This is a genomic window from Cereibacter sp. Soil_C_27, assembly GCF_057657095.1.
Map to the genome: position 1 here is coordinate 107,656 of NZ_JBDGJD010000005.1, position 13,443 is coordinate 121,098.

The 13,443-nt window shown below is 67.5% G+C and carries 13 protein-coding genes; 6 read left to right on the plus strand and 7 right to left on the minus strand.

Going from position 1 to position 13,443, the window contains the following annotated elements:
* Positions 1–1,021: 1,021 nt before the first annotated feature.
* On the plus strand, positions 1,022–1,876 hold the full coding sequence (locus AC3A5Z_RS17945) for a DUF2189 domain-containing protein (protein WP_487520686.1): 855 nt from the start codon (positions 1,022–1,024) through the stop codon (positions 1,874–1,876).
* 184 nt (positions 1,877–2,060) lie between these two features.
* Positions 2,061–2,768, plus strand: coding sequence for a phosphatase PAP2 family protein (locus tag AC3A5Z_RS17950; protein WP_487520687.1), 708 nt, complete (start codon positions 2,061–2,063; stop codon positions 2,766–2,768).
* Here AC3A5Z_RS17950 and AC3A5Z_RS17955 read toward each other — a convergent pair.
* The 6 genes from AC3A5Z_RS17955 to AC3A5Z_RS17980 all read right to left on the minus strand — a co-directional run bounded on the left by AC3A5Z_RS17955 (position 2,765) and on the right by AC3A5Z_RS17980 (position 9,593).
* A complete protein-coding gene (locus AC3A5Z_RS17955) occupies positions 2,765–3,862 on the minus strand; it encodes a TFIIB-type zinc ribbon-containing protein (protein ID WP_487520688.1) in 1,098 nt (365 codons plus the stop codon). The genes AC3A5Z_RS17950 and AC3A5Z_RS17955 overlap by 4 nt on opposite strands.
* Before the next feature lies 1 nt (position 3,863).
* Positions 3,864–4,961: an SPFH domain-containing protein gene (locus AC3A5Z_RS17960; RefSeq protein ID WP_487520689.1), complete on the minus strand. Its 1,098-nt coding sequence runs from the start codon at positions 4,959–4,961 to the stop codon at positions 3,864–3,866.
* Between the two features lie 140 nt (positions 4,962–5,101).
* Positions 5,102–6,058: a DUF2927 domain-containing protein gene (locus tag AC3A5Z_RS17965; RefSeq protein ID WP_487520690.1), complete on the minus strand. Its 957-nt coding sequence runs from the start codon at positions 6,056–6,058 to the stop codon at positions 5,102–5,104.
* An 11-nt stretch (positions 6,059–6,069) separates the two neighbouring features.
* A complete protein-coding gene (locus tag AC3A5Z_RS17970; protein WP_487520691.1) occupies positions 6,070–7,260 on the minus strand; it encodes a toxic anion resistance protein in 1,191 nt (396 codons plus the stop codon).
* A 173-nt stretch (positions 7,261–7,433) separates the two neighbouring features.
* Positions 7,434–8,324: a 5-bromo-4-chloroindolyl phosphate hydrolysis family protein gene (locus AC3A5Z_RS17975; RefSeq protein ID WP_487520692.1), complete on the minus strand. Its 891-nt coding sequence runs from the start codon at positions 8,322–8,324 to the stop codon at positions 7,434–7,436.
* Positions 8,325–8,486: 162 nt separating this feature from the next.
* A complete protein-coding gene (locus tag AC3A5Z_RS17980) occupies positions 8,487–9,593 on the minus strand; it encodes a pseudouridine synthase (RefSeq protein ID WP_487520693.1) in 1,107 nt (368 codons plus the stop codon).
* A 139-nt stretch (positions 9,594–9,732) separates the two neighbouring features.
* Between AC3A5Z_RS17980 and AC3A5Z_RS17985 the strand changes: the two genes are divergently transcribed.
* A complete protein-coding gene (locus AC3A5Z_RS17985; RefSeq protein WP_487520694.1) occupies positions 9,733–10,185 on the plus strand; it encodes a nucleoside deaminase in 453 nt (150 codons plus the stop codon).
* A 22-nt stretch (positions 10,186–10,207) separates the two neighbouring features.
* Here the strand turns inward: AC3A5Z_RS17985 and AC3A5Z_RS17990 are convergent, their stop codons facing one another.
* A complete protein-coding gene (locus AC3A5Z_RS17990) occupies positions 10,208–10,900 on the minus strand; it encodes a metal-dependent hydrolase (protein ID WP_487520695.1) in 693 nt (230 codons plus the stop codon).
* A gap of 58 nt (positions 10,901–10,958) precedes the next feature.
* Between AC3A5Z_RS17990 and AC3A5Z_RS17995 the strand changes: the two genes are divergently transcribed.
* The 3 genes from AC3A5Z_RS17995 to gatA are packed head-to-tail and all read left to right on the plus strand — an operon-like array spanning position 10,959 to position 13,405.
* Positions 10,959–11,615, plus strand: a complete 657-nt coding sequence (locus AC3A5Z_RS17995; RefSeq protein WP_487520696.1) for a ceramidase domain-containing protein — start codon at positions 10,959–10,961, stop codon at positions 11,613–11,615.
* A 27-nt stretch (positions 11,616–11,642) separates the two neighbouring features.
* Positions 11,643–11,930 carry an Asp-tRNA(Asn)/Glu-tRNA(Gln) amidotransferase subunit GatC gene (gatC, locus tag AC3A5Z_RS18000; RefSeq protein WP_107664302.1) on the plus strand — a complete coding sequence of 96 codons (288 nt, stop codon included), beginning with the start codon at positions 11,643–11,645 and terminating at the stop codon, positions 11,928–11,930.
* The gene (gene gatA, locus AC3A5Z_RS18005; protein ID WP_487520697.1) at positions 11,927–13,405 is read left to right on the plus strand and encodes an Asp-tRNA(Asn)/Glu-tRNA(Gln) amidotransferase subunit GatA; all 1,479 of its coding nucleotides are present in this window, start codon (positions 11,927–11,929) and stop codon (positions 13,403–13,405) included. Before gatC ends, gatA begins: the two co-directional genes overlap by 4 nt.
* Positions 13,406–13,443: the final 38 nt, after the last annotated feature.

The window sequence follows — 13,443 nt, forward strand, 5'->3', positions numbered from 1 at the left end:
AATCGTGTTCGTGAATTCTTAAGCATTTGTTCTGAGGGTGCCAGCGAAGCGCTGCTGAACTCTCGCGAATAGCCCAAGCAAGGGGCAGCGCTTCTCCTCGTCCAATGCAGCGCAATGGCCGGCTAGGCCGCTGGCGAAGGCTGTGGACCAAGGTAACCAAATTCGTCCTGCCTGTGATTACTCTGCATGTAACCGCAAATCGGCAACGCTGATCTTCGTTGTCTTCCTGCTGGGTATGCCGCTCATCCTTGCCTCGTAGCGAGTGAGCAACCGGCGAGCATTCCAGAGCTTGGATCCGCGCGCCGCAATACGGCATCTGTTGAATCTCCTAGCACCAACAGACCTCCTACGGGTCAAGCCGAAAATCGCTGGGTGAGACAAATTATCCCGATTGCACCCGCCCGGGATATAACTCTACCGTCAGATCAGGGCACCGCTCAAACGTCCACCTACAAACAGAAGAACCGATCGTAGGGGTCATACCCGAACAGGTGTCCTTGAGAACGCAAAATGCCGCCCGGCATCGGACGGCATCAGCGTAGTCGGTTAGGGATAGTCTGCAACTTCCTTAGACCAGCCATCTCTCATCGGGTCAATAACTCCCTGTCCGGGGCACGCTCGGGCAGGAGCTTCTTCCCTGTATGGAGTGCCACATGGCTACTCACGCGCCTTCGATAAACTACACCTTTCGCCCCGGCGGCTTTTCGGCTCATGGAACGGGATACGCCGGTATCATCTCCGCAACTTTGATCTTCGTGATCTTCCTGCTGGGTCTGCCGTTGATCCTAGCGTCGTAGAACGTCCCTTTCGCGCATATTTGGTGAAGGTGATGCGGGGGGAGGGCCGGGCTTTATCCTGGCCCTCTTCCAGGACCGCCTATCGAGGGCGTAGAAAAAATTACGAACGGAAATCTCATACTTTTGTGCTAGGCTCATCGCAGGACCGGGGCGTCACCCGGCCTGCCATTCACTCTGCCGCGGGCGGAGAGATCCGGCTCCGCGCGCTTGCGAGGAGTTGAACCATGCCCAAGACAATCGGAAATCCCCTGTCGTGGTCTGCCGATGCCGTCGGTTCGGCGGTCGGCTATCTGTCGCAGGCCACGGTCTCGACGGGGCGCGACCATGCGGTGGACATGCCGCGCGTGCAGCGGATCGACACCGACGACCTGCGCGACGCGCTGCGCAAGGGGCTGGAGGACACGGGATATTTCCGCTCCGACGTGATCTTCGTCTGCCTGATCTATCCGATGATCGGCCTGCTCTTGGCGACGGCGGCGGTGCAGGGCAGCCTGCATCTGCTGTTCCCGATCCTGTCGGGCTTCGCGCTGGTCGGGCCGGTGGCGGCGGTCGGGCTTTACGAGATGAGCCGGCGGCGCGAGGCGGGGCAGGAGACCGACTGGTCGGCCTTGGCCGATGTGGTCCGCTCGCCGCGCTTCGGGGCCATTCTGGCGCTGGCGCTGTTCCATCTGGTGATCTTCATGGCCTGGATCATGGCGGCGAACCTGATCTTCAAGGCGACGCTCGGCTCGGACCTGCGCTGGACCTTCGGCAGCTTCGCGCAGGCGGTGACCGGCACGCCGGAGGGCTGGGCGATGATCGGGCTCGGCATGGTGGTCGGCTTCGTCTTCGCCACGGCGGTGCTGGCGATCAGCGCGGTGTCCTTTCCGCTGCTGCTCGACCGCGACGTGGGGCTGGTGCAGGCGGTGGTGACCTCGGTCCGGGTGGTGCTGCGCAACCCGGGGACGATGGCGGTCTGGGGGCTGATCGTGGCCCTTGGGCTGCTGATCGGCACGGTGCCGGCGCTTCTGGGGCTGGTGCTGGTGATGCCGGCGCTGGGCCATGCGAGCTGGCATCTTTACCGCGCGGCGGTTGCCTGAGCGCCTGTTCAGGAGGCCAAACGGGCCGATCGGGGCGAAAACCGGCGGGATCACGCCTGTTTTCCGCGTGAACCCTCACTTCGGGGGAATAAAAGCTGCTTGCCGGTTGTTTATCCAACGTATCGCAATAGAAATGATTATGTCATTTCTGTGACGTTTTGATAAAGATTGGATGAAGAACGCAATGCTCGAAGCCCTTTTCGCCCTGGACCTGAGACTCTCGCTCTTCATCAACAGCTTTCTGGGCACCTTCCCGGGCTTCGATGCCTTCATCCACATCGTCGAGCGCAACCCGCTGTTCAAGGGGCTGGCGGTGATGATGCTGTTCTGGGGGCTGTGGTTCTCGGGGCAGAAGGCGTCGCTGCTGTTCCGCGCGCGGCTCCTGTCGGTGCTGGTGGTCTCGGTGCTGGCGGTCTTCGTCGGGCGGGGGCTGGCGACGATGCTGCCCTACCGCCCGCGGCCGATCCATGACCCGGAGCTGGGCTTCCGCCTGCTGCCGAGCCTGAGCAGCGAGACGCTGGACGGCTGGAGCTCGATGCCGAGCGACCACGCGGTGCTGTATTTCGCCATCGCCACCGGCTTCTTCCTCGTGCATCGCGCGGTGGGCACGGCGGCGCTGCTGCATGCCGCGCTCATCATCTGCCTGCCGCGGATCTATTTCGGACTGCATTACGCGGGCGATGTGCTGGTTGGCGCGGCGGTGGGCGTGGGAATGAGCCTCTTGCTGATCCCGCTGCTGACCCGGGCCTTCCTGAAGCTCGATGTCGAGGCGATGGCACGTTCGCATGCCACGCTGTTCTATCCGCTGGTGTTCTTCTGCACCTGGCAGATCGCCTCGATGTTCGCGCCGCTGCGCGATCTGCTGTCGAGCCTCGTCGCGATGTTCGTCTAGCGCATCTGGCTGAGCGCTGCGGCGATGCCCGCGGCGATGAGGGCCAGAAGCACGGCGAAGGCGATCTTCCACGCCGACCACGGCCGTTCGCCCTGCACCCGGCCGGACTGGCCGTTGACGACGAAGCGGTAGGTCTTGCCGTTGTACTTGTAGGCCGCCATCCAGATCGGCAGCAGGATGTGCTTGAAGGTCTCGGCCGAGTGCTCGGTCTCGACCCGCGTCACCCGCTGCTCGTCGCCGCCGATGTCGGCGCGCACGTCCTGCTGGATGACCCCCGCCATGATCTCATGCGCGCGGGTCTGGCCGTCGCCGAGGCTGACGGTATAGCCTACGGCGGTGAAGCCCGCGAGATAATCGGGGCGGTAGGCGGTGAGCGCCGTCAGATCCCAGGGTTCCAGCGCCTCGGTATAGCTCTGCGGCAGGCTGGTGGAGGCCAGCACCAGCACGTCGTCGAAGGCGCGCGACACCCAGCCCGAGGCGGCGGCCCAGCGGGTGTGGCGCACCTGTTCGGTCCGGCGCTGCGGCTTGCCGTCCACCTGCACGGTGACGGTGCGGGTGGTGTAGTAATAGGTGCCGCGCTGGCCCTGGTAGCGGCTGCGGGTGGCGGCATCGAAGGTCCAGTAGGGGACATAGAGCCCGTCCAGCGCCCGGCCCTTGCGGGCGTATTGCACGAGGCCGTTCGGCGCGAACCACAGGCTGCCGAGCCATTTGGTCATCGAGGCCCGCGCCTCCCGCTCGGTCAGGGCGAAGGGGATCAGCGCCTGCGGCTTGATCTGCCGCGTCTCGCCGGTGCCGGCGACCACGGGGGTGGCGCAGAACGGGCATTGGGTGGCATGGGTCGCGCCCTGGAATTCGACCAGCGCGCCGCAGGAGGGGCAGCGGGTGGTGCGGACATCCTGGCTTTCCGAGGCCGGCAGCTGGTTGGCCAGCGCCTCCTGCAGGTCGAGCTCGCCCAGGGCGAGGCTGCGGCGGGCGGGCAGATCGGGGATCGTCTGGACATGGCCGCAATGGCCGCAGCGCAGCTCGGTCTGGCCGGGGGCGAAGCGCAGATCGGCCCCGCAGCTCTCGCAGGGCCAGTGGGTCGCCTGCACCACCTCAGGCCCCGGGCGGCGGGGGCGGCGGGACGGTGGCGAGCAGCGCGGCAAGCGCCGGGATCTCGCCCGCGGCTTTCCAGCCCTCCTGCCCGGGGGTCCAGACGAGGGTGGCAGCGGTCAGGCCGCGCGCGAGCAGCGCCGATTGCGCGAAGGGGCCCTCGGTGGCGCCATTGGCAGCGACATGCCACTGCGGCTCCATCGGGGGCGGCGGCGGTGGGGGAGCCGCGGCGGCGGGGGCGGCGCCCCAGGGCCCGGGCTGGCCCATGCCCTGCGCCATCCCGAGGCCCATCGCCGCCCCCATGCCGGTGGCCATGGCCGAGCCTGCCGCGGATTGCGGCGAGCCCATCGCCTCGGCGGCATTGAACTGCATGTATTTCGTCAGATCGCCCGCGATCCCCGCAGAGGTGCGCTTGTCGAGCACCTTCTCCACCTCCTCGGGCAGCGAGATGTTCTCGATGTAGAACTCCGGCAGGGTCAGCCCGTAGCCCGCGATGGTGGGGGCGATGGCGGTGGTCACCAGCCGCGACAGATCGGCGGTGTTCGCCGCCATGTCGAGCACCGGGATGCCCGAGGCCGCCAGCACGCGCGACAACTCCTGCAGGATGACGTTGCGGATCTGGAAGCTGATCTCGTCCGAGGTGAACTCGCCATCGGTGCCGACGATGTCGGTCATGAAATGGCCCGGATCGGTGACCCGCATCGAATAGGTGCCGAAGGCGCGCAGCCGGATCGGGCCGAATTCGGGATCGCGGCAGATGATCGGGTTCTTGGTGCCCCATTTCAGGTTGTTGAACCGGGTCGTGTTGACGAAGTAGATCTCGGACTTGAACGGCGACTGGAAGCCGTGGTCCCAGTGCTGCAAGGTGGTCATGATCGGCAGGTTGTTGGTTTCGAGCTGGTAGAGCCCGGGGCCGAAGACATCGGCAAGCTGCCCCTCGTGGATGAAGACCGCCGCCTGACCCTCGCGCACCGTCAGCTTGGCGCCGTACTTGATCGCATGGCCCTGCCGCTCGAAACGCCAGACCATCGTGTCGCGGGTGTCATCGACCCAATGGATGACGTCGATGAATTCGCCTTTGAGGAAATCGAAGATCGCCATGGTTCGTCCTTATGTCTTCGGAACGGAGAGCGGGGGAAGCGGCCCCGCCCCGATCATATAAGTCCCCGTGCCCGAGGCAACGGGAACCGCCCCCCGGCCGGAGCCGCGACGTAGCCCGGAGGGGTGGGCCCGGCCATGTCTCAGCTTTCGCCGCCCAGAAGTTCGTAGGCGATGGTCTGGACGATGGGCCGCGCTTCTGCCGGGGTCATGCCGGGGCGCAGCCGCGGGTCGTAGAGGATCTTCAGCATCAGCTCGTCCTGCACGGTCAGCAGCGCGAATTCCTCGTCGTCGTTGAAGATCGAGGGCCGGGCGCGCGGGCTGTCATTGGCGAGGCCGAGACCCTGGGCGATCTCCTCGTGCAGGCAGGAGAGGCGCAGGAGGTCGGGGTGTTCGGCGCGGATCACGGCGAAGGCGCGGGTATAGGTGCCGGTCTGGTCCTGCGACAGCGCATAGACCAGGCAATAGGTCGAGGGCGGCATCTCGGTGATGCCCGCCACCTCGACCGGCGAGAGGCCGGGGAGGGCGGCGTTGATCGTGGTGCCGAGCGCGCGGCGCTCGTCCTCGTTGACGATGTGCAGGAAGAAGTTCGGCGCGGCTTCCGAGAGGCCGATGGGATGGCCGGTCAGGCTGGAGAGCTTGGCCAGATAGGAGCCGATGCGGGCACGGTCGGTGGCGCGGCGTTCCGCCGGGACCGAGGCGCCGAAATTCAGCCCGACGCGCACCGGCACCGTCCAGCGGCGCAGGCGGCTCTCGTTCTCGCGCTGGGCGAAGCCCGCGGCGCCGCGCTGGTATTCGTCGTAGAGCGCGATGCGGATGAAGTTGTCGGCCAACATCCGGTCGGTATAGGGCGTGTCCTGCCCGCCGCCGTCGGTGCGCAGCAGCCCCTGCGCCAGAAGGTCGGACTGCACCTTGTCGTAATAGGCGCGCATCATCCGGCTCTGCGTCGATTCGGGCTTGGGCTGCGACAGGCCTGCGGGCCGCGCCACCGGGCTCACCCGCGGGGCCTCGGGGGGGGGCACGGCCGTTTCGCAGGCGGTCAGCGCCAGCAAAGCAAGGCCCGTGATCAGGGCGGAACTGCGGTGCTGGCCTGCGCGCATGGCGGGACTCCTCAGGGGCGGACGGACGTGCCGGTCGTGTCGCCGAGACCCGTCTTGCGCGCACGGGCCGAGGCGAGCGTGTCGCGCAACTCGGCTTCCATGCGCTTCAGATCGACCTCGGCGGCTGCGCGTTTTGCCTTGCCTTCATCGGCAATGGCAAGGCTCTCGTTGATTGTTGCGATGAGTGTGGCATTTGCCTTCTTCACCGCCTCGATGTCGAAGACGCCGCGCTCCATCTCGGTGCGGATCGCGCGGTTGGCCTGCTGCAGGTTCTCGGCATTGGCGGTGAGCAGTTCGTTGGTCAGGTCGTTGGCGGCCTTCACCGCCCCCGCCGCCTCGCGCGAGCGCTGGATTGTCACCGCCTGCGCCAGCTGGGTCTCCCAGAGCGGCACGGTGTTCACCAGCGTCGAGTTGATCTTCATCACCAGCGACTTGTCGTTCTCCTGCACCAGACGGATCGAGGGCAGCGACTGCATGGTGACCTGACGGGTCAGCTTGAGGTCGTGCACCCGGCGTTCCAGATCGTCGCGGGCGGCGCGGATGTCGCGCAGCTCCTGCGCCTGCATCACCTGATCGGCCTCGGGGGCCGCGGCAAGCTCCGCTTCCTTCCGCGGGATGTCGGTGGTGTCGATCTGGCGCAGCTTCTCCTCGCCGGCGGCGATGTAGAGCGCCAGCTCGTCGTAGAAGTTCAGCGTCTTGGCATAGAGGTTGTCGAGCGACTTGATGTCTTTCAGGAGCTTGTGCTCGTGGCCGAGCAGGCTTTCGGTGATCCGGTCGATCTGGGCCTGCACGTTCTCGTATTTCGCGACGAACTTGGCGAAGGGCGCGGCGCGGCCCAAAAGGCGTTCCCACCAGCTCGGCTTGCGGCGCACGTCGAGTTCGGAAACCGAGAAGCCGCGGATGGTGGCGACGATGGAGCGCAGCGAGTCGCCCGCCGGACCGACGTCCTTGTTCTTCACGTCGCTCAGCATCTGCTGGCTGATGGTCTGCAGTTCCGCCTGCGCGCCGGAGCCGAAGGAGATGATCGACTGGGTGTTGGACATGTCGAGCTCGGCGATGCGCTGGCGGATCGTCTCGGCCACCGGGGCGGGGGCTTCGGAGAGCGGCGTGACCTCCTGCCCGGGGGTTGGCAGCTGGGTCGCGGTGACCTGCTCGACTTCGGCATGCGCTTCGGCGGCCTTGCTGCGGACGGTGTCGGTCATCAAATGCCTCGCTCTGAAAAGGCTGCGCTGTCCGATGCGGGACAGGGAGGGACTACAGGGTAAGTCTATACGAAAGGTGAAATGGCGCCACAATCATCCGTGCCCCGGAAGAACGCCCCCGGGGCGGGGCCGTTCCCGCCATCGGCGGATTTCCGTGCAGAATCCGCGATCTGCTAGTGCTCCCGCAGCAGTCTTTCGCGCAGGACGCCGATTTCGACATCGAGATCGCTCCGGTTGTTGGTCAGCAGCGCCTGGGTGCGGCTGGCGAAGTTGGTCTCCAGATCGCCGAGCAGCGCCTCGTAATCGGCGCGGGCCGAGGCGTCGCGGTTCTGGGCGTAGAGATCGGCGAATTTCACCGTCGCGTCGCGGGCACCCATCAGGTAGACGCCGAGATACTTGCGCGCCGCCGTCAGATCGCCCGGGTCGCTTTCCACGCCGCGGAACAGGCTGCGCGCCGTGCTGGCGAAACCGTCGACGCGGGTCGTCAGCGCGCGGTCGTCGAGCCGCAGGATCGCCTCGCGCATCGCGGCAAGATGCTTCTCGCCTTCGTCCACGGCGCGGGCGACGCGGTCGGTCTGGAACGACTCCACCCCGTCGGTGCCCTTGTCGGAGAGCGGATCGAGACCGAAGGCGAGGCTGTGCAGCCCGGCGCCGATCAGGCCGATGGCGGCGGCGGCGATGCTGCCCGCGTCGCCCATCAGGCTGCCGGCAAACAGGCCCGCGCCGGTCAGCACCGAGCCGAAGATCTTGCGCGGGATCGCCGGGCGCTTGGCCATGCGGCGGGCGTCATAGGCCTCCTGCGCGTGGATGCCCTCGCGGGTGAGCCATGCGGCGAGGATCAGCGCGGCGGCGGCGCCGAGGCCGAGGATCAGCTCGGACGGGTCGCCGCGGAAGGCGTTGATGACGAAGAACACCGGCAGGAAGAAGAGGAAGGTCGAGCGCGTGCCCACCTTGCTGCGGCGCTTGCCGTCCCAGGCGTTGGGGCGGCGCCCGGGCGGCGCGGCGGCGGCGGGATCGGGCTTGGCATTATCGGGGCTGTATCTGCCCCCGAACCGCTGGGCCATCAGGCGCCTCCCAGCGAGGCGACATAGATCGTCAGCCCCACCAGCATGAGGAAGGCCAGGGTCTGAACGCCTTTTGCAGACATGAGCGCCTCCTGTGACTGTTGCGGCTCGCCTGCCGAATATAGGCAGGCGCCGGGACCGTCGCCAGTGGCGGCGCGGAAATCAGCCGCGCGGCTTGGGGCGGGGACCGGGTTTGCCGGCACCGGGCCGTGCCGCGCCGGGTTTCGGCGCCATGCCGCGCGCGCCGGTCTTGCCCTTGGGAGCGGCGGGCTTGCGCCAGGCCTTCGGCGCGTCGATCGCCTCGGCGGCGAGGGTCGGCGCGGTCTCGGGCCGGGGCGGGCGGCGGGAGAAGGTCTTGACCGTGGTCTTGCCGGCGGGCTTGGCCGGATCGGCGCCGGAGCGGCCCGGCTTCGCTTCGGGCTTGGCGGCAGCCCAGCCGGCGCGCGGCGCCTTGCCGGGGGTGCCGGGGCGCACGGGGTCGGCCTTGGGCAGGGGTTTCGGCGCGGGCTTGCGGCCCGAAGCCTCTTCCGAGCGCGGATCGAGGCCGAGCTGGTCGCGCAGCACGCGGCCCTTCACCTCTTCGACCTCGCCGGGCTGCAGCTCGCCCAGGCGGAAGGGGCCGTAGCTGACCCGGATCAGCCGGTTCACGGTGAGGCCGATGGCGCTCATGGCGCGGCGGATCTCGCGGTTGCGACCCTCGCGCAGGCCGACGGTGAGCCAGGCATTGGCGCCCTGGATCCGGTCGAGGCTGACGCTCATCGGCTGGAACTTCTCGCCCTCGACGGTGATGCCCTTGCGCAGCGGCTCCAGATCCGGCTCGGCCGGGTTGCCCTTGATGCGGACGCGGTACTTGCGCAGCCAGCCGGTCGAGGGCAGCTCCAGTTTGCGCTTCAGCTCGCCGTCGTTGGTCAGGAGCAGGAGGCCCTCGGAGTTGAGGTCGAGCCGGCCGACCGACATGACGCGGGGCATGTCCTCGGGCAGATGGTCGAAGACCGTCTCGCGGCCCTTCTCGTCGGAGGCGGAGGTGACGAGGCCCTCGGGCTTGTAATAGAGCCAGAGCCGCGCCGGTTCGGGCGCGGCCAGCGGCTTGCCATCGACGGTGATCCGGTCGGCGGCGGTCACGTTCAGCGCCGGGCTGTCGATCACCTTGCCGTTCACCGCGACCTGACCGAGCTCGATCATCCGCTCGGCCTCGCGGCGCGAGGCGACGCCTGCGCGGGAGAGGACTTTGGCGATGCGCTCGCCGTCGGGTGTGGTCGCTTCGGTCATGGAGGGTCCTGGATTGGAGGAGTTCCGAGGGCGGAACGCGCCGGGGGTTTTCCACCCCCGGACCCCCGGAGGATATTTGAGCAGAGAAGAAGGGGCAAGGCCGCTTGATTTGCCGCAGGGCTTTGGGCATCAGGTCGGGATGGAATTCCGCAGTCACATGGGCCTGGCGCTGGAGGAGGCGCGTGCCGCCGCCGCGCGCGGCGAGGTGCCGGTGGGGGCGGTGGTGGTAGGCCCCGACGGCGCGGTGCTGGCGCGGGCCGGGAACCGGACGCGGGAACTGCGCGACCCCACGGCCCATGCCGAGATGCTGGCGATCCGGACGGCCTGCGGGATCTTCGGCGAGCGGCTGACGGGCTGCGATCTCTACGTGACGCTGGAGCCCTGCGCCATGTGCGCGGCGGCGATCGCGGCGGCGCGGATCGGGCGGCTCTATTACGGGGCGGGCGATCCGAAATCGGGCGGGGTGGCGCAGGGGGCGCGGGTCTTTGCCCATCCGCAATGCCATCATGTGCCCGAGGTCTATGACGGCATCGCGGGTGAGGCTTCGGCGGCGCTGCTGCGCGCCTTCTTCGCCGGGCGGCGGCAGGGGTAGCCCGCCGCCGCCCGGGAGTGGCTCAGGGGGTGATCGGCTCCAGCACCTCGGGCTCGATGACCCGCGCCAGCGGCAGGGCGGCGCGCAGGGTGTCGGCATTTTGCTCCAGCGCCGCGAAGGTGCGGTAGTGGCAGGGGATCAGCGTCTTGAAGTCGAAGTATTTCTTGGCGGCGAAGGCGGCGCGGTCCATGTCCATGGTGAAATGGCCGCCGCAGGACAGGATGCCGATGTCGGGCTTGTGGTATTCGCCCATCCAGCCCATGTCGGCCATGATGTCGGTATCGCCGCTGAGATAGATCGTGTGGCCTTCGCCCGCGATCATGAAGCCCGCCTCGGCACCGGCATAGACCGGGCCATTGTCGGAGCTGACCGAGGAGGAATGCACCGCGTTCACCATGGTGACCTTCGCGCCGTTCAGCGTGACGGTGCCGCCCTTGTTGAAGCCGATGCCCTCGACGCCGTGCTTTTCCTGCCACCAGCTGATCAGGTCATAGATGCCGACCAGCGGCGCGCCGAGTTCCTTCGACAGGGCGAGCGCGTCGCCGGCGTGGTCGCCATGGCCGTGGGTCAGGAGGATATGGGTCGCACCGGACAGCGCCTCGGCGCGGCGGTCCTGCGGGAACATCGGGTTGCCGGTGAGCCAGGGATCCACCAGCAGAACGGAGTCCTCGATCTCGATGCGGAAGCTGGAATGGCCGAGCCAGATGATTTTCATTTGCGTCCCTCGCGTTGGTTACCGACTGTCTGTTCTAGGGCAGACGGGGGCGAGGTAAATGGAGTGGTTGCAGACGGTCGACGGCTATTGCGAACGGCTGGGGCCGGGATACTGGGCCGAGCCGGTGAATGCGCTGACCAATCTGGCCTTCGTGCTGGCGGCGAGTCTCATGTGGCGACGGGTGCGGGGGCTGCCGCTGGCGCGGGCGATGTGTCTGGTGCTGGGGGTGATCGGGGTCGGGTCCTGGCTGTTCCACACCCATGCCAACAGGCTGACCGGGCTGATGGACGTGCTGCCGATCCTCGGCTTCATCCTGCTCTACGTCTTCGCCGCGAGCCGCGACATGCTGGGGCTGCGCTTCTGGCAGGCGGGGCTCCTGACGCTGGGGTTCTTTCCCTGGACGGCGGCGCTGCTGCCCGTGTTCCGGCTGGTCCCCGGTATCGGGTCTTCGGCGGGCTATGCGCCGGTGCCGGTGCTGATCCTACTTTATGCGCTGCTGCTGCGGCGGCGGGCGGCGGGCACGGCGTGGGGGCTGGCGATCGGGGCGGGGATTTTGTGCCTGTCGCTGCTGGCGCGGTCGCTCGACGGGCCGCTCTGCGGGGCGCTGCCGGGGGGCACGCATTTCCTCTGGCATCTCATGAACGCCGCGATGCTGGGGTGGATGATCGAGGTTTACCGGCGGCACATGCTTGCAGCCTTCTCCCCTCGCGGATAAACGGGGCGAAACAAGCGGAGTCCTCCCATGTCCATCGACATCGATACCGCGCGCAAGGTGGCGCATCTGGCCCGTATCCGGGTGGAAGAGGCCGATCTTCCGGCCCTGGCGGGTGAGCTTTCCGGCATCCTGACCTTCATGGAGCAGCTGAACGAGGTCGACGTGGACGGCATCGAGCCGATGACCTCGGTCACGCCGATGCGGCTGAAGCGGCGGGCGGATGTGGTGACGGATGGCGACATCCAGGGCAAGGTGCTGGCCAATGCGCCGGATGCGCGGGAAGGCTTCTTTGCGGTGCCGAAGGTGGTGGAATGAACGCGAACGAGTTGACGATTGCGGCGGCGCGCGACGCGCTGCGCAAGGGCGAGCTGACGGCGGTCGATCTGACGATGTCCTGCCTCACGGCGATCGATGCGGGCGACCCGCTGAACGCCTTCGTGCACAAGACCCCCGAGATCGCGCTGGAGCAGGCGCGGGCGGCGGATGCGCGGCTGGCCTCGGGCGAGGCGCCGGCGATGTGCGGCATCCCGCTGGGGATCAAGGATCTGTTCTGCACCAAGGGTGTGGCATCGCAGGCGGCGTCGAACATCCTCAAGGGCTTCAAGCCCGAGTATGAGTCCACCGTGACGACGAAGCTGTTCGACGCGGGCGCGGTCATGCTGGGCAAGCTGAACATGGACGAATTCGCCATGGGGTCGTCGAACGAGACCTCCTGCTATGGCGATGTGGTCAACCCGTGGAAGGTGGACGAGCGCCGCCTGACGCCGGGCGGATCCTCGGGCGGTTCGGCCTCGGCCGTGGCGGCGGATCTGTGCCTTGGCGCCACCGGGACGGACACCGGCGGGTCGATCCGGCAGCCTGCGGCCTTCACCGGCATCGTCGGGATCAAGCCGACCTACGGGCGGGTCAGTCGCTGGGGCGTGGTGGCCTTTGCCTCCAGCCTCGATCAGGCGGGGCCGATGACCAAATCGGTGCGCGACGCGGCGATCTTCCTCGGCGCGATGAGCGGGCATGACCCGAAGGATTCGACCAGCGCCGAACTGGCGGTGCCGGATTTCGAGGCGGCGCTGACCGGCGATATCCGCGGCAAGAAGATCGGCATTCCGCGCGAATACCGCATGGACGGGATGCCGGACGAGATCGAGGCGCTCTGGGCCAAGGGCCGCGAGATGCTGAAGGATGCGGGGGCCGAGATCGTCGACATCAGCCTGCCGCACACGAAATACGCGCTGCCGGCCTATTACGTCATCGCGCCGGCCGAGGCGTCGTCGAACCTCGCGCGCTATGACGGGGTGCGCTATGGCCATCGCGCCAAGCCGGCGCAGGGCGACGGCATCACCGAGATGTACGAGAAGACCCGCGCCGAAGGCTTCGGCAAGGAGGTGCAGCGCCGGGTGATGATCGGCACCTATGTGCTGTCGGCGGGCTTCTACGACGCCTATTACAACCGGGCGCGCAAGGTGCGGGCGCTGATCAAGCGCGACTTCGAGCTTGCCTTCGCCGACGGGATCGACGCGATCCTGACGCCGGCCACCCCGTCGTCGGCTTTCGGTCTGGGCGAGATGGCCAGCGCCGATCCGGTGCAGATGTATCTCAACGACGTGTTCACCGTGACGGTGAACCTCGCCGGTCTGCCGGGGGTCTCGGTGCCGGTCGGGCTCGATGCGAAAGGGCTGCCGCTGGGGCTGCAGCTGATCGGCCGGCCGTGGGAAGAGGGCGATCTGCTCAATCACGCCCATGTGCTTGAGCAGGCGGCGGGCTTTGTGGCCAAGCCGTCGAAATGGTGGTAATGGCCGCCTTTGACCTTTGATCTAGCGGGATTCGTCTG